This window comes from Kitasatospora purpeofusca (genome assembly GCF_000718025.1).
In the GTDB taxonomy this organism is placed as follows: Bacteria; Actinomycetota; Actinomycetes; order Streptomycetales; family Streptomycetaceae; genus Kitasatospora; species Kitasatospora purpeofusca.
Genome location: NZ_JODS01000012.1, coordinates 98,130 through 117,410, shown reverse-complemented (window position 1 = coordinate 117,410; position 19,281 = coordinate 98,130). Strand labels below are relative to the sequence as shown.

Genomic DNA, 19,281 nt, shown 5'->3' with positions numbered 1-19,281 from the left:
CCGGTCGTCAGGACGGCGAGGCCGACGGTCCGGACCGTCATGTCCGCGAGCCCGCCAAGTCCGCCGACACCTCCCGGGCCGCCCGCGCCCCCGAGGCCAGCGCCCCCTGCAGCGAGGCCGTCGCCCGGTGGTCGCCGCACACATAGCGGCCCGGCGCGAAGCGCGTGGTCCGGCTCAGGGGGAGCGGCGCCGGAGCGGCCGGCAGCGCGGCGGGGATCCGGTAGGCGGCGAGCGGCTCCCAGCCGGACACGTCCACGCCGTACAACTCGCCGGCCCGCCGCCGGACCGCGCCCTCGTCCGCCGCCACACCCGGCACCGACGTCGACACCAGCGCCCGCCCGTCCGGGGAGCACCCCGGCACCACCTCGGACAGCACGACGGAGTTCAGCACCTCTCCCTCGGTGTCCACGACCAGCACCGGTCCGTCCAGCGGGCGGACCGGTGCCGCGTGGTAGAACGTCGTCACCCCCCGCGCCGCCGGGACCTCCAGGCCCGGCAGCAGCCGTGCCGCCGCACCCGACCCGGTCGCCACCACCACCGTCCGGGCCCGTACCCGCGTCCCGTCGGCGAGCACCACGCCCTCCGCCGTCAGCCGGTCCACCGGCGCACCGCACACCAGCCGCCCCGGCGGCAGCCCGGCCGCCAACTGCCGGGGAACGGCCCCGATGCCCTGCTGCGGCAGGCACAGGCTCCCGCGCAGCATGCTGCGCCACACCAGGTGGAACATCCGGCTCGACGTCTCCAGCCGGTCCTCCAGGAACACCCCGGCCAGGAAGGGCCGCAGCACGCCGTCGACGGTGCGCCGGGAGACGCCCGCCCTCCGCAGGGCCCGCGCGGTGCTCGTCTCCGGCATCCGCTTCAGCAGGGCGGCGGGCAGCACCGCGTCGCACAGCCCCAGCAGCCCGAGGGCCACCAGGTCGCGCGGGGGCAGCACCCGGCCGCTCAGCAGGTCGAGCGCCCGGTCCGGGCGGCGGGTCGGGTCCACCAGCAGCCGCGAGCGCCGGCCGTCGGCGAGCAGGAGTCCGGGGGTGAACGGGTGCAGCCGCAGCGCGGCGAGGTCGAGGCGGCGCTTGACCTGCGGGTACGCGGTGTTGAACACCTGGAAGCCCCGGTCGAGGCGGAACCCCCGCACCACGTCGGTGCGCATCCGCCCGCCCACGTCGTCGGCGGCCTCCAGGACCAGCACCTCGCGGCCCGCCGCGGTGAGGTCCAGCGCACAGGCCAGTCCGGCCGGTCCCGCTCCGACCACGATCACCTCGGCCGCGTCCGGCGGCGCCGGGACGGTCGGGTCCTGCTCGGTGTGGTGGGTCATCGCTCGTCCTCCCGTGCCGTCCGGTGGTCACGGGCGGTTCGGAGCGCGGCGACGGATCGGATGGGTCCCGGGAGCGGGGCCGGGCGGTCCGGCCTCAGTCGAGGTCGACGGTGAGGACGTCGTCCTCCCGGGAGAGGTGCTCGATCGTGACGGACCCGGTGGCCGCGTCGTAGGCGGCGGTTCCCCCGGTGACCGCGAACAGGTGGGACCACCGGCGGGGCGCGACGAGCACCTCGGTCAGGGCGGGCAGCGGCCGCTGGAAGGCCGTCGAGGCGGTGATGATGCCGTCCGCGAGGAGCAGCACCAGGGACGCGAGGACGAACGCTCCGTCCGGTCCCACGGTCACCGGGGTGCACTGCGCGCTCTCGGTGCCGACGGGGTTGCCGTTCGCGTCCCGCAGCTCGTAGTGGACGAAGTAGGAGGTGCCGGGTACGAGCACGTCCGGGATGTCGGCGGCGGTCCGCTTCCCGGTCAGGACGAGCTGCCGCGCCGCCGGTCGGCTGCCCTCGGGCCCGGAACCCCTGGCCCGGGAACCGTTGGCCCCGGAACCCCTGACCCCGGAGCCGTTGGCCCCGGAAGCCTCGGTCCGGGAACCCTCGGGTCCGGAGCCCGCCGCCCGGGCGGCTCCGGCCAGCCCGCCGGTGATCCCCGCACCGGCCGCCGCCAGTGAGGTGAGCCGAAGCGCGTTCCTGCGGTCGATGGTCATACCGGACTCCCTGGTGCTCGCCGTTCGGTGGGCACGGGGTGTGCCACCGGTTGACGGATCACCGGGCGGAGCGGTCGGCCACCGTTCCGGGTGCCGCATTCGCCGGAACGGCCGATCCGGGGGCCGTTGTCAGTCGACCCGCAGGGTGAGCGCGGCGGTGTGCAGCTGCCCGGCGGTCCGGAACTGGAGGAAGACCCGCCAGTTGCCCGGCTCGGGGAACAGGGCCTGGAAGGTCAGCTCGGGCCCGCCGTGGTCGCCGTCCACCGTGCCCGCCGGATGGAGGTGGGCCAGTGCGAGATCACCCTCGTGGAAGGCGCTGAGGTGGGCGTAGGCGTCCAGATAGGGCTGGAGGTCGCGGACCGGGCGGCCGTCCCGGCTGACGACGGCGGTCAGCCGGTGCGCCCCGGCCGCCGGCCGCGCGGTCAGGGTGACGGTGTAGCCGTCGGCGGTCGCGGTGTCGCCGGGGGCGGGCAGCGGTACCGGGGCGGCGTCGCCGGGCACCGTCACGGTCCGGCTGAGGACCAGTTCGGCGGCGTGCGGGCCGGTGTTCGGGACGAAGTCGGCGTACAGGCGCCAGGTGCCCGGGGTGAGAGCGTCGAGCGCGGCCGTCCAGGTGCCGTCCCCGGCCCGGTCCGGGTGGAGGTGCTGGAAACCGGTGAGGTCGCTGCGGATGGCGTAGAAGTGCAGCTTCTTGGTCTGGTGGACGGCGAAGTCGGTGACGGGGGAGCCGTCCGGACCGGCGACGGTGAACCGGAGGTCCGTCGCCCGCCCGGCCGTCGTCGCGGGGCCCGTGAGGTCCAGCCGGTAGCCGTTGCGCTCGGCGGCGAGGCCCGCCGCGGCGAGGTCCGGGGCCTCGCCCGACATCCCTGCCGTCCCTGCCATTCCCGGCATCCCCGCCATGTCGGCCGTGCCGGGGGTTCCCGCGGTGGCTGCCGACGGCGCCGGCGGGACGGTCAGTGCCATCCCGAGCACGAGCAGCACGGGCACGCAGGACGCGAGCAGCCAGCGGCGGGCGAGCGGATGCGCGAGCGGTCCGGCGGGGGACGGGCGGTCGGCGGTCGGTCGGGCGGGCTGAGCGGTCATCGGCGGTTCTCTCCCGGGGCGGGCACGGTTCGGCGGGTGCCGGGTCCGGAGCCAGGGGGACCGGACCCGGCACCCGACCAGGAGACCGCCGTCGGCCCGGGGGATAACCGAAATCTGCGCGCCCGTGCCGTTCGCCCTGCCGGTCCGGGCCGCCACCGCCGACCGGACGGGTGTGCCCTACTCGCCCCAGGCGCAGGACGCGGCGTCGCGCTCCAGGGAGGTCACGCCGTGGGCGCGCCGTTCGCGGAGCAGCTCCCCGCCGAGGGAGTAGCGGGGCGCGGCGGCCTCGGACCGGGCGGCGCGTTCCACGATCGCGTCGACGAGGGTGCGGACCATGTCGAGGCGGGGGTGGGCGGCGTGGATCCGCGGCGCCCAGTCGGCGACGAGGTCCGCGTTGCGCCCGAAGTCCGCGCCGACGCCCTCGCGGGTGAGGTGGCAGAGCAGGCCGCGGCGCTCGGCGATGCCGGGCGAGGCGTGCAGGGCGATCGCCTCCCACACCCGGTCGACGTCCGGCTCGGGGACGTCGTGGCGGCGCAGCACCTCGGCCGCCAGGTCGGCGCCCTCCACCTCGAACCGGGCCTCCCCCTTGGCGAGTTCGCCCGCGCCGAGGTCGTGCAGGACGGTGGCGGCGAACAGCAGGTCGCGGTCGTAGGCGGCGTCGTCCAGGTAGCCCAGGTGGGCGGCGAGGAGCTCGGCGAACAGGAAGCTGCGCACGCTGTGGTTGACCAGCGAGGGGCTCTCGGAGGTCCGCGCGGCGGCGAGGACGGCCTCGGCCAGCGGGCCGGTCGGCAGGTCGAGCGAGAAGGAGTCCATGTCCGCAGGTTAGGGAGCCGGAGCCGGACCGCGACAGTGGCACGCGGGCCGGTCGGCGCTAGGATCGTGCCATGATCGAACCGCCGCCCGAACCCCACCGGATCGCGGTGCTGGCCCTGCCCGGGGTGCTGCTGCTCGATCTCGGCATTCCGGTGCAGACCTTCGGGCCGGACTCGCACTACCACGTCACCGTCTGCGCCGACCGGTCGGCCGGACCGGTCCTCGGCGACGGGGTCGGCCTCACCGCCCCGGCCGGGCTGGAGGCACTGCGGGACGCCGACACCGTCGTCGTCCCGGGCTACCAGGACCCGGAGGCGCCGCTCCCCGGCACGGCGCTGGCGGCGCTCCGCGCGGCGCACGCGCGCGGGGCGCGGCTGGTGTCGATCTGCACCGGGGCGTTCACCCTGGCCGCCGCCGGGCTGCTGGACGGCCGCCCCGCGACCACCCACTGGCGCGACGCCGCCGCGCTGCAGCGCCGGTACCCCCGGATCGACGTCCGGCCGAACCTGCTCTTCGTCGACGACGGTGACATCCTCACCTCGGCCGGAGTGACCGCCGGGGTCGACCTCTGCCTGCACATCATCCGGCGGGACCACGGCGCCGCCGCCGCCAACGCCCGCGCCCGGGCGCTCGTCGCCCCGCCCCAACGCCCCGGCGGCCAGGCCCAGTTCGTCGAACGCCTGCGCCCGGACGCATGCGGGGACGAGCTCGCTGCGGTGCGTGCCTGGATGCTCGACAACCTCGCGCTGCGGCAGAGCGTCGACGAACTCGCCCGGCGCGCCCACATGTCCCGCCGGACCTTCATCCGCCGCTTCCAGCAGGAGGCGGACAGCTCCCCGATGGCCTGGCTGACCGCCGCCCGCCTCGACTGGGCCCGCGAACTCCTGGAGACGACCCCGACCCCGGTCGAACAGGTCGCCCGCCTCAGCGGCCTGGGCAGTCCCGCCGCCTTCCGCGCCACCTTCCACCGCCACCTCGGCACCTCCCCGGCGGAGTACCGGGCCACCTTCCGGGCATAGCGCCCGGCGGTGGGCCGGCGGAAACGGCCGGGGTGCATTCCGGATTCCGGGGGCCGGAAATCGGTGCAATGATGCCGACGGGTCCGGCCGGTATCTCCCGGTTTCGTTGAAGGGCGGCTTTTCCTGTTGACGGTGCTGTGCCCGGAGTGTCCGTGCGCCGCTCTTTGCCGAGACTTTCCGTAGGCAGGTCTGGACCACGCGTAATGCCGGTGGAAGAGTGGGCCGCGCCAACGGGGGGCACGAGCCGCCCCGACGACTTTCCAGGGGGAAATCATGCGAATCGGTACCCGTGCGCGCGCGGCCTCGGCGGCGGCCGTGATGGTCGTGGCCGGCCTCTCGTCGGTCATGGTCGGAGCCGGTTCCGCCCAGGCCTCGGCGGCGAGTTGTCCCGCCGGCGGCCAGGTGCTCGGCCCCATCCAGAACATTTCGGTGGGCTCGCAGACGATCGGTAAGTTCTACCTCGGCTGGGACTGCCGGGGTGCCTACACCGAGGTCAATCTGTGGAACACCAACTACGTCAACAACTGGAGTTACGGCCAGGTCACCGTGAAGTCCAGCTCGAACTACTCGGCGAACAACAATCGGCCGATCGCGAACGCAGGCACGTACTGGTTCGACGCCGGCTTCATCCCGGTGACCGGGGTTTCCAACACCCGCCTTTACAAGGGCAACTGGAACTTCACGGCCTACGGCCACTCGTGCTCCGGCGAGACGCCGACGTGGAACTTCTCCAACGGCAGTTACAGCACCGCGGACATGTTCTCGCACTGCAGCTGACACCGTCCGGGCCGGGGTGGCCCCCTTCCTCCGGGACGGGGCCACCCCCGCACGTGCGAGCTGGGTGATCGTCCAGTTCGGCCGGTTCCGGCCGGTGTGCCGCTCCAGTCGTTCCCGTCGGGCGGCGTTGGTGCAATACGGGGGTCGATCCGTCGAGGACACCGGATGCGTGCGGGACTCGTCTCTCCCGGTGCCGGCGGCCGCACTCCGGAAGGAACCCGAACCCCGTGATCCACCGCCCTGCCCGCGCCACGCGTACCGCCGGTTCTGCCCGTCCTGTCCGTCCTGCCCGTCGGGCCCTGCGGGACCGCGGTGTCGTTCCACGGACCGCACCGGGCAGAAATCCTGACGCCGCGTCAGTCAATGCTCAGCTGCTCGCCCTCGACCTGCTCCCGGACATCGACCGTCGTCGGACGGCCGACCTGCTGCGCTCGCGTCGCTGCCGGCCTTCCCCGGGGACGAGCTGGACCCCGCCCGCAGCGGCGGCCACCTCTTCGTCCAGATGGCCGCCGACGACCCGCACGTCGTGGTTCAGGCCCTGCGGACCGTCCGGCGGCTGGCCCGGGGCACCGCCGGCACCCGGTGGCTGATGACGGGCTTCACCCGCGCGCCGGGCCCCGCCACCCGCCCACGTCCGGCTCGCGGCACCCGCGTCCAACGGCGGTGCCACCATGCTGCGTCGCAGTTGGTCGTACTTCGACGGGCTGCGCCAGGACGGCACCCCCGACGCCGGGACGCTCTTCGTCGCCTGGCAGAACGACCCCAGGAGCGCCCTCGTGCCCGTGCAGCGGCGCCTCGCCCGGACCGACGCGCTCGCGCGGTACGTGGTGCACGAGTCGTCGGCCGTGTTCGCCGTGCCCGGCGGAGCGGAACCGGGGGACTGGGTGGGACGGGCACTGCTCGCGCCCTGACCGCCCGGCGGACCCGTTCGGGTGGGGCCCGGGCCGAGGGGCCGTCATTCGGGGCGGGACCGATCGGGTGAAGGACGTCTTCGCAGGTCGGGGCGGGTGTCGCGGCGCGGCGTGATGGCGTGTCACCACCCCGTCGGCGCGGCCGGGGTTGCGAGGGCCGTCGTCCCGGGGCTCCGTGGAGGTGTCAGACCCCGCGGTCCGCGAACCGGACCTCGTCTTCGATCGGAGCCCGTTCCATGCGCAGTACCCAGACCCGTGCCGCCCGTCTCGCCGCCCTCGCCGTCCCCGCCGCCCTCGGGCTGACCCTCCTGACGGGCGCGCCCGGTATGGCCCGGCCCGCCGCGGCGCCCGGCCTCGACACCGCGGCCCAGCAGGCCGGGGTCCTCGGCGCGCTCGCCGGGGTGACGCAGCCGGCCACCGAACTGGTGACGCTGGCCGCGAAGGCGCCGGACGGCAAGGTGTCCGAGGCCGACGCGACCCGGCTGCGGGGCGCGGTCGCCGCCGCGATCGACAAGCTGCAGGCCGCGCTGCCCGCAGCCGCCCCGGCGGCCCCGGTCGCGGCCCCCGGACTGCCCGTCACCCCGCCGGTCGGCGCGCCGGCGGGGGTTCCGGCGTCCCGTGCGCAGGCTGCCCCCGCCGACCTGGTCGCGACCGCCGCCGCGAACCTGAGGAAGTCGGTGGACGAGCTGGCGGCCCCGGCCGCCGCCGCGCCCCCGGCCGTGGGAACCGCCGCCCCGGTCCAGGCCCCGGCGCCCGCCGCCGCCCCGGCCGAGCAGGTCGTCAAGGACACCGTCAACCTCGTCGCCGCGACCGTGCTCGGCAACCCCGCCCTGCCGGCGCCCGACCTGGCGGGTCTGCCCAAGCTCCCGGCACTCCCCGGCGCGACGGGCTGAGCCGCGGCGCCCGACGACGGGACCGGTGGCTGATGAACGGTCATCGGACGTGAGCCGCAGGGCTCGTCGGGCACTCGCCCGCGCGGCGGACTCCGGCATCGCGATCGTGACCCTCCGCCCCGGCGTGCCCGCCGGGGCGGAGGTCGTCCGCCCGGCGGCGTCAGATGTCGGAGCGGCCCTCGCACCCGTCGGTGCCGGTGTCCGCCGTGCCGGCGTCGGCACCGGTCCCGGCTTCGGTACCGGCGGCGGCGCGGGTGAGCGCGGTGTGCAGCCGGCGCACGGCCCGCTCGGCATCGGCGAGGTCGGACGACGAGGGGACGACGGTGCCGAAGGACGACTGCCGGTCGGCGGGCAGCGCGCGCCAGCGCAGCACGGGGGAGAGCGCGGTGCAGGCCTGGGCCAGGTACCAGGCGAGCGGACCGTGGATGCGGGCGAGGGCTATGGCGAGGACGGCGAGGGCCTCGCGCAGGTGCTCCAGGCGGTCGATGGCCGGCAGCCGCTCCTGCGCCGCCGCTTCGCCGACGGCCTCCGCCAGTCCGCTCGCGGTCTTGCGGGCCAGCGCCGCGTCCTCCTCCGTCGGGTCCCACAGGTGCTGGCTCAGCTGACGCTCGGCCTCCGCGCTGAGGTCCGCGATCTGCGCGCTCATGCCCGCATCGGGCGGCAAGGGACGGTAGGTGTTGTGCGGGGGCATGCCATGCCTCTCGTCGGTAGCGCGTAGTGAGCGCGGGGAAGAACTCGGGGAGCGGGCGAACGCGGAGAGGGAACTGCCACGCGGTCTCAACGGTGCAGGCCCGCGGCTCCGCGCACAGCCCCGTGAACGAAGCTCCGGGAGCGCGGGTGGACAGGGAACGAAGCGGCTCGAACCGCTCGCTCCGTCGAGCGGGCGGTGACCCTGCCGCGGCAGCTGGGTAGGCTCGTGCTGGAGAGCACGGGACGGCCGGTGGTGGTGCGGGTGGAGTCGTTGTCGTTCGAGAGCGCGAACGTGGGCGAGACGGAGGAGTTCCTGTCGTCCGCGTACACGCCGATGAGGATCGGCGGGTCCGTCGAGGACGCCAGGGTGCGGATCAGCCGCCGGGCGGCCGGGCCGGTGGCGATGGACCGTCTCGACTTCGGCTACACCATGGCCTACGACGCGGGCGACCTGGGCCGGGTGTGCCTGGTCAGCATGCACGGCGGCACCCTCGCCGACCTCACCGGCGGCCGCGAGGAGGTGTTCGGGCCCGACGAGACCTTCCTCGTCGCCCCGCCCGACCGGCCCTACCGGGGCGAGGTCCGGGCCGCCCGCTACACCATCGCCCTCTTCGACACCGCGCTGCTGGACGCCGTCGCCCCCACCGGCCCGGGAACGCGCCCGCCCCGCCTGACCGGCAACCGGCCGGTCGACAGTGCCGCGAACCGCCGGCTCGCGGCCACCATCGCCTACGTCCGCGACCACGTCCTCGACGACCCGGCGGCCTGCGAGAGCGAACTGCTGGTCGGCACCGCGGCCAGGCACCTGGCGGCCGCCACCCTCGCCGCCCTGCCCAACAGCACCCGCGACACCGTCCGCCCGGCCGACAGCACCGACGCCACCCCCGGCACCGTCCACCGGGCGGTCGCCTTCATCGAGGCCAACGCCGACCGGGACATCGGCCTCGTGCAGATCGCCGCCTCCGCGTACGTCACCCCGCGGGCCCTCCAGTACGCGTTCCGGCGCCACCTGGACACCACGCCGCTGGCCTTCCTGCGCCGGGTCCGGCTCGACGCCGCACACCGCGAGCTGCTGGCCGCGGACCCCCGCGCCACCACGGTGACCGAGATCGCGATGCGCTGGGGCTTCGCCCACCCCGGGCGCTTCGCCGCGCACTACCGCGACGCCTACCGCACCGCGCCGGGCACCACCCTGCACCTGTCCGCCTGAGCGCTCACCGGCGGTGCGGTGCGCCGTTCGGCACCGGCGGTTCAGCGGCGGGGCGGCAGGCGGTGGAGCCGCACCTCGGTGAGCCGCCCGTCGTCCAGCCGGGCGGTGAGGTAGGTGGCGAACGGCTGGCTGCGCCGGTCGGTCGGCGAGCCAGGGTTGAGCAGCCGCAGGCCGCCCGGCGCGAGGCTGTCCCAGGGGATGTGGCTGTGCCCGAAGACCAGCACATCGGTGTCGGGGAACCGGGCCTCGCAGCGCTGCTCCCGGTCCCGGGCGGGGCCGGTCTCGTGCACCACCGCGAAGCGGACGCCCTGGAGTCGCACCCGGGCGATCTCGGGCAGCTGCTCCCGCAGCGCGGCCCCGTCGTTGTTCCCGTGCACGGCGACCAGCCGCTCGGACCGGGACCGGAACAGGTCGAGGGTGGCGGTGTCGACCCAGTCGCCGGCGTGGAACACCACGTCGGCCTCGTCGAGGGCGTCGAGCAGCGCCGCGGGCAGGGCCCGGGCCCGGGTCGGCAGGTGGGTGTCGGAGGTCAGCAGCAGTCGCATCACGGTGAGAACGACCGGCCCGCCCCGGGAGCTCCGGGGCCGTCCCGGGAACCACCCGGTCGGCGTCCCGCGCACGGACGGCCCCGCTGCCGAATCCCCTTGCCCTCGGCGGCGATCGGGGTGATCCTTCGCCAATGGAGATGCCGCCGCGAGTGATCGAGCTGGACGACCTGACCCTTCGCCGTTTCGACCCCGAGGGGGACCGCGCGGAGCTGTTCGAGGTCATCGATGCCGCGCGGGGGCACCTCAGACCGTGGATGACGTGGGTCGACGAGCACAGCCCGGACCGGACCGCCGAATTCCTGGCGCGGCGCCAGGAGGCCTGGGAGGCGGGCCGGGACTTCACCTTCGCGGTGGTGCTGGGAGGGGCGATAGTCGGCGCCTGCCAGCTGTTCCGGCGCGAGGGCGGCCCGGACGGGGTGATGGAGATCGGCTACTGGCTCCACCCGGCGGCCACCGGGCGCGGTGTCGCCACCCGGGCCGCGGGCGCCCTGGTCGCCGAGGCCTTCCGGTTCCCGGGCGTGGAGCACGTCGAGATCGCCCATGACCCGGCCAATCGCGCGAGCGGCGCCGTCGCGACCCGGCTGGGCTTCACCGAGGACCGCCACCGCCCGGCCGGGACCGGCGAGGAGCTGGTCTGGCGGCTGGGCCGCCAGGAGGGGGTGGTCGAGGACGCTGAGGTCGAGAGCGTGGTCGAGGCGAGCGTGGTCAAGGAGAGTGGGGTTCCGGAGGACGTGGTCCAGGACGGGAAATCTTCCGGTTCTCACCCGCCGAAGTGACGGCGTCTCACCGGCGGGTGCTGAAGATCTTCCGGTGGGTGGGGTGTCAGACGGCGGAGCTGCTCGCCGGGTGGCGCTCGGCCCCGACCCCCTCCTCGGTGGCCCGGCACACACTGCAGGTGTGCCACCCCGGCCGGTCCATGCCGGACCGGTGCGGGGCGAGGGTCATCTCGGAGGTGTCCAGCCCGCACAGGGTGCGTGGGCCGCAGACGCCGGAGGCCTCCGCGGGGGCGGCGTGCGCGCGGCGCACCGGCCCCTCGGGATCGGCCGGAGTGAGGCCGGGTCCCAGGACCCGGACATTGGTCGGTGTGTCAGATTCCAGTACGACAACGGTGTCCATCCCCCCACCGTTCCCGTCGGGCCGTCGGGCTGCACCCGCACGTGGCATCCGGACCAACCGGGCGGACGACGGCCGCCGGGGCCACCGGCGCCGGGTCGGGTGCCCGCGCCCCGGCGCCGGTACTACGCTGGCGGGGCCGTCCAGTGGGGAGTGCCCGGGAACATGTTTGTGAAGATCTGCGGTCTGAGCACCGCTGTGGATGTGGCCGCGGCCGTCGCGGCCGGTGCCGACGCGCTGGGCTTCGTGCTGACCGAGAGCCCGCGCCGGGTGGAGCCCGGACTGGCGCGGGAGTTGGTGGCAACGGTGCCCGAGGAGGTGCTGACGGTGGCCGTGTTCCGGGAGGAGCCGGCGGAGTACGTGCGCGCGGCGGTGCGCGCGGCCGGGGTACGGGCGGTGCAGTTGCACGGCAACCACCCGGCGGGTGCCTTCGCGGAGCTGTCCGACCTGGGACTGCCGCTGATCAGGGCCACCTCGGCGGCGAACGCGGCCGGCGCGGACTGCGGGGACTTCGGCGAGGACCTGCTGCTGCTCGACGCACCGGTGCCCGGCGACGGGGACCCGTGGGACTGGGCCGAACTGGGCACCCGCCCGCCGGCCGGGAAGTGGCTGCTGGCCGGCGGTCTCGGCCCGGCGAACGTCCGCGAGGCCGTCGCGGCCGCGAACCCGTGGGGCGTGGACGTCTCCAGCGGGGTCGAGGTCCGGCGCGGGGTCAAGGACCCCGACCTGATCACCGAGTTCGTGCACGCCGCCAAGTCCCGCTGAACCCCGCCGGTCCCGCCCGGGCGCCGGGCGGGACCGACCCTGTGCGCGGGCGCCGGGCCGGAGCGGCGGAACGCGCCCCCGGCCCGGCGGCTCAGTCACCCGGACTGCCCGGCCTCCCCTCCCTTCCGAAGCTCCCCGGGCTCCCCGGGCTCCCCGGACTCCCCGTACTCTCGGGACGCCCGGGTCCGTTGGGCCGGCAGGCCGGTGCGTTCGTTCTGCAGGTCCCACAGCTCCCTGAACCGCCCGGCACCGTCGGCGACCAGTTCGGCGAAGGTCCCCTCCTGGAGGACCCGGCCGTTCTCCAGCACCACGATCCGGTCGGCCACGGCCACATTGGTGAGGCGGTGGGTCACCAGGACGACCGCGCGCTCCCGGGCGACCGACCGCAGGTTCTGGAAGATCCGGTGCTCGGCGCGCGGGTCGAGCGCGGCGGTCGGCTCGTCCAGCACGAGCAGCCCGGCCTCGCGGTGGAAGGCCCGGGCGATGGCCAGGCGCTGCCACTGCCCGCCGGACAACTCCTCGCCGCCCATCCACTCCACCGCCAGCAGGGTGGACAGGCCCCGGCGGAGCTTGGCGACGACGTCGGAGGCCCCGGAGGCGTCGGCGGCGCGCAGCACCGCCGCATCGCCCTCGGGCGTGGGCTGGCCCAGCGTGATGTTCTCGCGGCAGGTCATGGGCCAGCGCGCGTAGTCCTGCGGGACCACGGCGACCTGGCGCCACAGGGCGTGCGGGTCCAGCTCGCGGGTGTCGCGCCCGTCCCAGCGCACCGCTCCGGCGTCGGGGAGGTAGAGGCCGGCCAGGAGCTTGGAGAGGGTGGTCTTCCCGGAGCCGTTCTCGCCGACCAGGGCGAGGATCTCCCCGCGCTCGACGTGCAGGCTCACGCCGTCCAGCGCCTTGCGGTCGGCGGCGGGGTAGCCGTAGCTGAGGTCCTCCACCGCGATCCGCTCCGGTGCCCCTGGCGTTCCGGCGCCGCGCTCGGGCCGGTGGCCGCCGGCGGTGTCGAGGAAGTTCGACCAGTCGTCCAGGTACATGCCGGTGCGGAACAGGTCGGCGCCGTAACCGACGATGCCGCGCAGGCTGGTGCCGACGGCGGCCAGCGCGAACACCGCGGCGCCGCCGCGCGGCAGGCTCATCCGGCCGGTGCTGACCAGCCACAGCATCGCCGCCCACACCAAGGCTGTCCCGAGCCCGGAGGCGGCCGCGCCGACCACCGACACCCTGGCGCTGCGCCGCGCCGCCTGCCGGGAGTTGGCGTCCAGCCGCCGGCCGACCTGGTCGTACTTGCTGAGCAGGAACTCGCCCATGGTGTCGGAGCGGACCTGGTCGGCGTTGCGCTTGAGGTGGATGTACCAGCGCAGGTTGGCCATGATCCGGCGGTCACCGATCGCGGCCCGGTTGGCCAGGAACTGCACCCGGGCGGCGTGCACCGAGGCGATTCCCTGGGGCAGCGCGGCCAGGACCAGCAGCGGGAGCAGCGCGGGGTGGAGCACGGTCAGCACGCCGGCCGCGCCGAGGAGGGAGGCCAGCGAGGCGAGCAGGTTCTGCGCCTCGCCGACGATGTCCACGCAGACTTCGGCGCCCCGGTCGGCGGCCTCCAGCTCGTCGTTGTAGCCGGCGTGGTCGTAGGCGGTCAGCTCGGCCGCGACGGTGGCGCGCAGCACCGAGGCCTCCGCCTCCCGGGAGATCCGCGGCGAGAGGTGGATGGTGATGGACTGGATGGTGATGCCCAGCAGGGACCGGGCGCCGGCGGCCGCCGCGATCACGAGGATCGACGGTGCGGCGTGGGTGAGCTTGGCGCCGACCTGGCCCGGCCCGAACAGGGCCGAGATGGTCCCGGTGGTCGCGAACAGGCCGGCCGCGCCGAGCACGGCGGACACCGCCTGGCAGGTGAGGAGGAGGGCGACGGAGGGGCGGTCGATGCGCCAGCCGAGGCGGAAGGCGCGGACCACGAGTGCGGGCAGTCGGCGGGCCATCGCGCTGACGCTGATCGCCTCGATCGCCTCGATGCGGCGCCCGTCGGCGAGCCACTGCAGTTCCTCGTCGGAGGTCCCGGCCGAGGTCGTCGTGGTGCTCAAGCGTTCGCCTCCTTGTGCGGTCCGCGGGCCGGCGGGGCCGTGACGGCCGGCGGGACGGGCGGGGGTGCGGGCGGGGGTGCGGGGACGGGTGGGAGATGGATCGCCGGGGTCGCCGGGGTGGGGTGACAGGCCACGGGGCCTCCAGTCGCGGAGCGGTGCGCGGACGGGCGGAAGTGCCGGGTCCGGCCATGGCGAAGCAGCACAACTCGGTTGTAAGAAAGTCGAGTTGGCGAATCCGTCACGGGCGGGGTGGGGTCCGATGATGGTGCTGTTCGAGCGCGTCGTTCAAGCGGATTACCCACCGGGCGAGCCCGGGTCGAACGGGGACTTTTCGAGCACGCTCCCGGTGGTCCGGGGCCGCCCCGCGCCGGGGGCGGACGGCGTGTCGGACCGGTGGCCGAGGGTCGGGGCGACCGTCGCCGGATTCACTCGTTCGGATGGTCGAGTGCCGGGGCGGTTTGCGACCCCGTCCAGCCTGACGGCCCGTCGGCGCCGGTGCTCGCGACGGCCGCCCGATCCGACCAACTCCCTTGCGTCCCAGTGGATCCTCGGAGCGGGGGAGCGGCTCCGGCGGATCCCCGGGCGCACGCGGTCGGCGGGCGGCCTCCCTAATTGGTCCAGACCCTCGCAATTGGTCCAGACCTATTGACGTGTCCGGCCGCCCCTCCTACGATCCGGACCGGCACAGCCCCACATGTCCCCCCACCTCACCCAGAGCCGGGCGTCACGCCCCCACGCGTCGGTTTCGTCCCTGGCGCTCGGCGGGAAGGGAGCACAGCATGTTCCGTCGAAGGTCGCGCACCCCGGATCCGCAGCCCCGGGCCACCCTGGAACGCGCAGCCCGGACGTACCGGACCGGCGGCGCCCGGACCGGACCGGGCGCGGTGAACCGCTCCCTCGCGCTGATCAGCGCCGCCGCCGTGATCGGCGCCGGCCTCGTCGTGGCCGGCAATGTCACCGCGGGGGCGGCGGTCCCCAATCTGCTGGCCAACCCCGGCTTCGAGAACGGACTCTCCGACTGGACGTGTTCCGGCGGTTCCGGCGCCGCCGTCGGCAGTCCGGTGCACTCCGGCTCCTCCGCGCTCAAGGCCACGCCGGCCGGCTCGGACAGCGCCCAGTGCACCCAGACCGTCAGCGTGCAGCCCAACTCGCAGTACACGCTGAGCGCCTACGTCCAGGGCAGCTACATCTACCTGGGCGCCACCGGCACGGGCCTGAGCGGCGCCCAGTCCACCTGGACGCCGAGCAGCGCCACCTACAGCCAGCTCAGCGTCGGCTTCAGCACCGGACCGAGCACCACCTCGGTGACGGTCTTCCTGCACGGCTGGTACGGACAGCCCGCGTACTACGCGGACGACGTGGTGCTCAGCGGCCCCGGCGGCACCACCACCCCGCCGACCACCCCGCCCACTACGCCTCCCACGACACCCCCGACGACGCCGCCCACGACGCCGCCGACCACCCCGCCGACTACGCCGCCCACGACGCCGCCGACCACCCCGCCGACCGGTGACACCTGCCCCACCAAGCCCCGCCCCGCGGGCAAGGTGCTCCAGGGCTACTGGGAGAACTGGGACGGCGCCTCCAACGGCGTGCACCCGGGCATGGGCTGGGTCCCCATCACCGACAGCCGGATCGCCGCGCACGGCTACAACGTCATCAACGCCGCCTTCCCGGTGATCCTCTCCGACGGCACCGTGCTGTGGCAGGACGGCATGGACGCCGGCGTCAAGGTGTCGACCCCCGCCGAGATGTGCCAGGCCAAGGCGGCCGGCGCGACGCTGCTGATGTCGATCGGCGGCGCCGCCGCGGGCATCGACCTCGGCTCCAGCACCGTCGCGGACAAGTTCGTCGCGACCGTCGTCCCGATCCTGAAGAAGTACAACTTCGACGGCATCGACATCGACATCGAGACCGGGCTCTCCGGCAGCGGCAGCATCGGCACGCTGTCCGCCTCCCAGTCGAACCTGATCCGCATCATCGACGGCGTGCTCGCCCAGATGCCCGCGGGCTTCGGTCTGACCATGGCCCCCGAGACCGCGTACGTCACCGGCGGCAGCGTCACCTACGGCTCGATCTGGGGCGCCTACCTGCCGATCATCAAGAAGTACGTGGACAACGGCCGCCTGTGGTGGCTGAACATGCAGTACTACAACGGCAGCATGTACGGCTGCTCCGGTGACTCCTACCAGGCCGGCACCGTCCAGGGCTTCACCAAGCAGACCGAGTGCCTGAACAACGGCCTGACCATCCAGGGCACCACCATCAAGGTGCCCTACGACAAGCAGGTGCCCGGTCTGCCGGCCCAGCCCGGCGCGGGCGGCGGCTACATGGCACCGAGCCTGGTCAGCCAGTCGTGGGGAGCCTTCGGCGGCGCGCTGAAGGGTCTCATGACCTGGTCGATCAACTGGGACGGCTCGAAGGGCTGGAGCTTCGGCGACAACGCGAAGTCCCTCCAGGGCCGTTGATGCCCCGCTGACACACCGCCGGCACACCGGCAACGCAAGGGGCCCCGGGAGCACGTGCTGCTCCCGGGGCCCCGTCGTCGTCCTGTTCGGCGAGCCGGGTCAGGCCGGGTCAGACGGTGGCGAGGGACAGCTCGGTGGCCTTGATCAGCGCGACCACGGCGGAGCCGGTGGTCAGGCCCAGCTCGGTCACGGCATCCCGGGTGACGGCCGCTACCCGGGCAACCGTGCGGTTGGGGCAACAGATGCCAGCTGAATCCCCTTGTTCCCCTGGTGGACGCCGCTGTGGTGAGTACCCGGGCGGGTCAGTCGAGCAGGGCGCGGAGGGCCAGGCCGAGGTACAGGAAGATCAGCAGGATCGCGAAGCCGCCGAAGGCGGCGGGCAGGAGCGACTCGGCTCCGCCGAGGCCGACGCCGGTGAGCGCCGGGCGGATCCACAGAAAGAGGAAGGTGGCCAGGACGGGGACGGCGGTCTGGGCGAGGGGCCGCCAGGCCAGGTCGTGCAGCTGGTCCGCTTCCGCCGCGACGGACGGCGGCACCACGAAGCAGACGAAGAACACGCCGAAGAACAGCAGCAGGAACAAGCGCATGCCGCCGTACGTCGTGCCGGTGTCGACGTACCGGGCGAGGTCCGAGGTTCGCACCAGGGGCCCCAGCTGGGGCGCCGACGGGGCCCGCAGGACCTGTACCCGCTCGTCGGTGCGGGGCTCCTCGTAGGTGTCGGCGCCCCAGGCGGTGATCCGGCCGCCGTCGGGGAGCACGAGCTCCAGATCGGAGTCGTAGTGGTTCAGCACGCCGTCGGAGTCCTCGACCGCCTCGGCGTTGGTCACCCCGACCACCGTCGCGGTGGACAGCACCGCGCCCGCGGTTTTGAGCGCGCGCACGTCCTCGCCGCCGTCCATCTCGTGCAGGGCGGCCGGGAGCGCGGCCGCGAACGGCAGCAGCAGGAGGACGGCGGCCAGGCGCACCCGGACCCAGGGGGCCGCGTCGAAGGTCGGCGGCACCCGGGACGGCGCCGGGGTGCGGTCCTTGGACAGGGAGACCCGGCGGCGCTTGCGCCGGGCCCACATCCGGCCGGCCTTGGCCGCCCACAGTGCCGCCACCCGCAGCCAGAGCAGGCCGATACCGATCCGGCCGAGGGTGTCGAGCGTGGTCAGCGGCTGGCGGGTCCCGCCGCCCAGACCGAACGCCCAGACGATCGCGACGGACAGGACCGCCCACGCGCCCAGCGCACTCACCCGCGCCAACCAGACCAGCACGTACCCCACCGCCCCCGATGTCGATCATCCGGGCGGGATCCTCCCACACGAAGGTTTCGGGCCCGCGGTGCGGGCGGGAGCGCTCTCCGGCCCTGGTGAGGGGCGGTCGGTGCCGGTCGGTCAGCGGGTCTCGACGACGACCTTCTCGATCACGACGTCCTGCACCGGCCGGTCGTTGCGGGGGTCGGTCTCCGTGGTGGCGATGGCGTCGACGACCCTGCGGCCGGCGTCGGTGGTGACCTCGCCGAAGATGGTGTGCTTGCCGGTGAGCCAGGTCGTCGTCCCGACGGTGACGAAGAACTGGGAGCCGTTGGTGCCCGGCCCGGCGTTGGCCATCGCGAGCAGGTAGGGCTTGGTGAACGCGAGGTCCGGGTGGAACTCGTCGGCGAACTTGTAGCCGGGCCCGCCGGTCCCGTTGCCCAGCGGGTCGCCGCCCTGGATCATGAATCCCTCGATCACCCGGTGGAAGACCGTGCCGTCGTAGAGCGGCGCCGTGCTCGGCTGCCCGGTGGCGGGGTCGATCCACTCCCGCTCGCCCGTGGCGAGTTCCACGAAGTTCTTGACGGTCCTGGGGGCATGGTCCGGGAACAGCCGGATCTCGATGTCGCCCTGGTTGGTCTTCAGCGTCGCGTACAGCTGTTCCACCATCACAAATCCCTTGCTGGGTCCTACTGGTGCGCCCAGTCTCGCGGGCCGACGGACGGCGCCGGGGCCGGTGGCGCGGGATCTCACCCGTTCGGGTGGTGCAGGGGGTCCGGCCCGGGCCGGGTGCCGGCCGGTCAGAGCGGGTGGCCGGCGCCGTCGGTGTCCAGGCTCTGGGTGTTGAACCTGATCTGCCAGACCACCACCCGCCCGTCCGCGAACTCGCAGACGACGGCGCCGTCCTGCCAGATGCCGTCGGTGTCGTACCACTGACTGCCCGGCGGGTCGCCCTGGTTGAGGTGCACGTCGTGGACGCCGAGGCCGGTGGTGAAGCGCTGGCCGAAGACGTAGATCCGGTCGGCGGAGCGGAGCAGGGGCTCCAGTACGTCGAGCGCGTTGTCGCCGTTGCTGGCCACCCACGGGTACACCGCGACGGGGCGGTTCGGCAGCTTGTGGAGCAGCGCCACCAGCCGGTCGACCACCGTCGGGCCGAACGCCGGCGCGCCGACGGGCTGCTTCTGCAGCAGTGCGACCACCCGCAGCACCAGCCCCCTGAGGGTGCGCAGCCAGTCGGGGTCGCGGAGCAGCGGGCTGCGGGCGTAGTCCAGCGCGCCGGAGCCGGCCGAGGAGTCGAGCCGCTGGAAGCCGCCGGGCAGCTGCTGGAGGGATCCCAGGTCGGAGCGGTGCAGGCCGTCCACCAGCCGGTAGGAGACGCCGACGCTGCCGGGAGCGTCGACGTCGAGGGCGGCCTCGAAGGCGCCGGTGGGCGTCGCCAGGGTCAGATGGCCGTGGTACCACTGGCCGAAGTCGTGCGAGGGGTCGCGGGAGAAGTCCTGGAAGGTGCCGACGGCCACGCCGTACAGGGGAAGGGGCATGGCCCAGGTTCGCACGGCGCGGGCGCGTGCGCGCCCAGGCGCGGCCGGGCGCGCGGGTGACCCTGCCTTCGGGGACCGCGCTGCCCGGGCACCCCCGAGTGCGGGGGCGCCGGGGCAGCGCGGAC

At 74.5% G+C, this 19,281-nt stretch carries 20 protein-coding genes and 1 pseudogene; 9 read left to right on the top strand and 12 right to left on the bottom strand.

Annotation, left to right across the window (positions count from 1 at the left end; genetic code table 11):
• Nucleotides 1–37: 37 nt before the first annotated feature.
• The 4 genes from IF01_RS0119035 to IF01_RS0119020 all read right to left on the bottom strand — a co-directional run bounded on the left by IF01_RS0119035 (nucleotide 38) and on the right by IF01_RS0119020 (nucleotide 3,914).
• Nucleotides 38–1,312, bottom strand: coding sequence for an NAD(P)/FAD-dependent oxidoreductase (locus IF01_RS0119035; protein ID WP_030394645.1), 1,275 nt, complete (start codon nucleotides 1,310–1,312; stop codon nucleotides 38–40).
• Between the two features lie 94 nt (nucleotides 1,313–1,406).
• Nucleotides 1,407–2,018, bottom strand: coding sequence for a hypothetical protein (locus tag IF01_RS41970; protein WP_051755656.1), 612 nt, complete (start codon nucleotides 2,016–2,018; stop codon nucleotides 1,407–1,409).
• 129 nt (nucleotides 2,019–2,147) lie between these two features.
• Nucleotides 2,148–3,101, bottom strand: a complete 954-nt coding sequence (locus IF01_RS0119025) for a DUF8832 domain-containing protein (RefSeq protein WP_244215555.1) — start codon at nucleotides 3,099–3,101, stop codon at nucleotides 2,148–2,150.
• A 177-nt stretch (nucleotides 3,102–3,278) separates the two neighbouring features.
• The gene (locus IF01_RS0119020; protein WP_030394642.1) at nucleotides 3,279–3,914 is read right to left on the bottom strand and encodes an HD domain-containing protein; all 636 of its coding nucleotides are present in this window, start codon (nucleotides 3,912–3,914) and stop codon (nucleotides 3,279–3,281) included.
• Nucleotides 3,915–3,985: 71 nt separating this feature from the next.
• Here IF01_RS0119020 and IF01_RS0119015 point away from each other — a divergent pair, with 71 nt between their 5' ends.
• From IF01_RS0119015 to IF01_RS0119000, 5 genes and pseudogenes are all read left to right on the top strand, one after another.
• Nucleotides 3,986–4,933, top strand: coding sequence for a GlxA family transcriptional regulator (locus tag IF01_RS0119015; RefSeq protein ID WP_030394641.1), 948 nt, complete (start codon nucleotides 3,986–3,988; stop codon nucleotides 4,931–4,933).
• A gap of 273 nt (nucleotides 4,934–5,206) precedes the next feature.
• On the top strand, nucleotides 5,207–5,710 hold the full coding sequence (locus tag IF01_RS0119010; protein ID WP_030394640.1) for a hypothetical protein: 504 nt from the start codon (nucleotides 5,207–5,209) through the stop codon (nucleotides 5,708–5,710).
• A gap of 439 nt (nucleotides 5,711–6,149) precedes the next feature.
• A pseudogene (locus IF01_RS51365) lies at nucleotides 6,150–6,251 on the top strand (hypothetical protein); the annotation flags it as partial.
• Between the two features lie 130 nt (nucleotides 6,252–6,381).
• On the top strand, nucleotides 6,382–6,621 hold the full coding sequence (locus IF01_RS51360) for a Dyp-type peroxidase domain-containing protein (RefSeq protein WP_030394639.1): 240 nt from the start codon (nucleotides 6,382–6,384) through the stop codon (nucleotides 6,619–6,621).
• 236 nt (nucleotides 6,622–6,857) lie between these two features.
• Nucleotides 6,858–7,514 carry a hypothetical protein gene (locus IF01_RS0119000; RefSeq protein ID WP_051755653.1) on the top strand — a complete coding sequence of 219 codons (657 nt, stop codon included), beginning with the start codon at nucleotides 6,858–6,860 and terminating at the stop codon, nucleotides 7,512–7,514.
• A 160-nt stretch (nucleotides 7,515–7,674) separates the two neighbouring features.
• On the opposite strand, the gene IF01_RS0118995 is transcribed toward IF01_RS0119000, so the two are convergent.
• Nucleotides 7,675–8,160 (bottom strand): hypothetical protein, encoded by a 486-nt coding sequence (locus IF01_RS0118995; protein ID WP_063764247.1) that lies wholly within the window; start codon nucleotides 8,158–8,160, stop codon nucleotides 7,675–7,677.
• A gap of 270 nt (nucleotides 8,161–8,430) precedes the next feature.
• On the opposite strand from IF01_RS0118995, the gene IF01_RS0118990 reads away from it, so the two are divergent.
• A complete protein-coding gene (locus IF01_RS0118990; RefSeq protein WP_233290438.1) occupies nucleotides 8,431–9,414 on the top strand; it encodes a helix-turn-helix transcriptional regulator in 984 nt (327 codons plus the stop codon).
• 41 nt (nucleotides 9,415–9,455) lie between these two features.
• On the opposite strand, the gene IF01_RS0118985 is transcribed toward IF01_RS0118990, so the two are convergent.
• Nucleotides 9,456–9,959 carry a metallophosphoesterase family protein gene (locus IF01_RS0118985; RefSeq protein WP_030394635.1) on the bottom strand — a complete coding sequence of 168 codons (504 nt, stop codon included), beginning with the start codon at nucleotides 9,957–9,959 and terminating at the stop codon, nucleotides 9,456–9,458.
• A 134-nt stretch (nucleotides 9,960–10,093) separates the two neighbouring features.
• Here IF01_RS0118985 and IF01_RS0118980 point away from each other — a divergent pair, with 134 nt between their 5' ends.
• A complete protein-coding gene (locus tag IF01_RS0118980; protein WP_078880088.1) occupies nucleotides 10,094–10,738 on the top strand; it encodes a GNAT family N-acetyltransferase in 645 nt (214 codons plus the stop codon).
• A gap of 46 nt (nucleotides 10,739–10,784) precedes the next feature.
• Here IF01_RS0118980 and IF01_RS0118975 read toward each other — a convergent pair whose 3' ends face one another.
• Nucleotides 10,785–11,078: a hypothetical protein gene (locus tag IF01_RS0118975; protein WP_043475541.1), complete on the bottom strand. Its 294-nt coding sequence runs from the start codon at nucleotides 11,076–11,078 to the stop codon at nucleotides 10,785–10,787.
• A 162-nt stretch (nucleotides 11,079–11,240) separates the two neighbouring features.
• On the opposite strand from IF01_RS0118975, the gene IF01_RS0118970 reads away from it, so the two are divergent.
• On the top strand, nucleotides 11,241–11,840 hold the full coding sequence (locus IF01_RS0118970; protein ID WP_030394632.1) for a phosphoribosylanthranilate isomerase: 600 nt from the start codon (nucleotides 11,241–11,243) through the stop codon (nucleotides 11,838–11,840).
• A 95-nt stretch (nucleotides 11,841–11,935) separates the two neighbouring features.
• Here the strand turns inward: IF01_RS0118970 and IF01_RS0118965 are convergent, their stop codons facing one another.
• Entirely contained in the window at nucleotides 11,936–13,915 is a 1,980-nt protein-coding gene (locus IF01_RS0118965; protein ID WP_063764245.1) for an ABC transporter ATP-binding protein, read from the bottom strand.
• A 779-nt stretch (nucleotides 13,916–14,694) separates the two neighbouring features.
• Between IF01_RS0118965 and IF01_RS0118960 the strand changes: the two genes are divergently transcribed.
• A complete protein-coding gene (locus tag IF01_RS0118960) occupies nucleotides 14,695–16,383 on the top strand; it encodes a carbohydrate binding domain-containing protein (protein WP_030394630.1) in 1,689 nt (562 codons plus the stop codon).
• A 109-nt stretch (nucleotides 16,384–16,492) separates the two neighbouring features.
• On the opposite strand, the gene IF01_RS45655 is transcribed toward IF01_RS0118960, so the two are convergent.
• From IF01_RS45655 to IF01_RS44030, 4 genes are all read right to left on the bottom strand, one after another.
• On the bottom strand, nucleotides 16,493–16,627 hold the full coding sequence (locus IF01_RS45655) for a TOBE domain-containing protein (protein WP_078880087.1): 135 nt from the start codon (nucleotides 16,625–16,627) through the stop codon (nucleotides 16,493–16,495).
• A 58-nt stretch (nucleotides 16,628–16,685) separates the two neighbouring features.
• Nucleotides 16,686–17,639, bottom strand: a complete 954-nt coding sequence (locus IF01_RS0118950; protein WP_157855276.1) for a hypothetical protein — start codon at nucleotides 17,637–17,639, stop codon at nucleotides 16,686–16,688.
• 120 nt (nucleotides 17,640–17,759) lie between these two features.
• A complete protein-coding gene (locus IF01_RS0118945; protein ID WP_030394628.1) occupies nucleotides 17,760–18,287 on the bottom strand; it encodes a peptidylprolyl isomerase in 528 nt (175 codons plus the stop codon).
• Between the two features lie 131 nt (nucleotides 18,288–18,418).
• On the bottom strand, nucleotides 18,419–19,156 hold the full coding sequence (locus IF01_RS44030; protein WP_051755652.1) for a DUF2278 family protein: 738 nt from the start codon (nucleotides 19,154–19,156) through the stop codon (nucleotides 18,419–18,421).
• Between the last annotated feature and the right edge of the window lie 125 nt (nucleotides 19,157–19,281).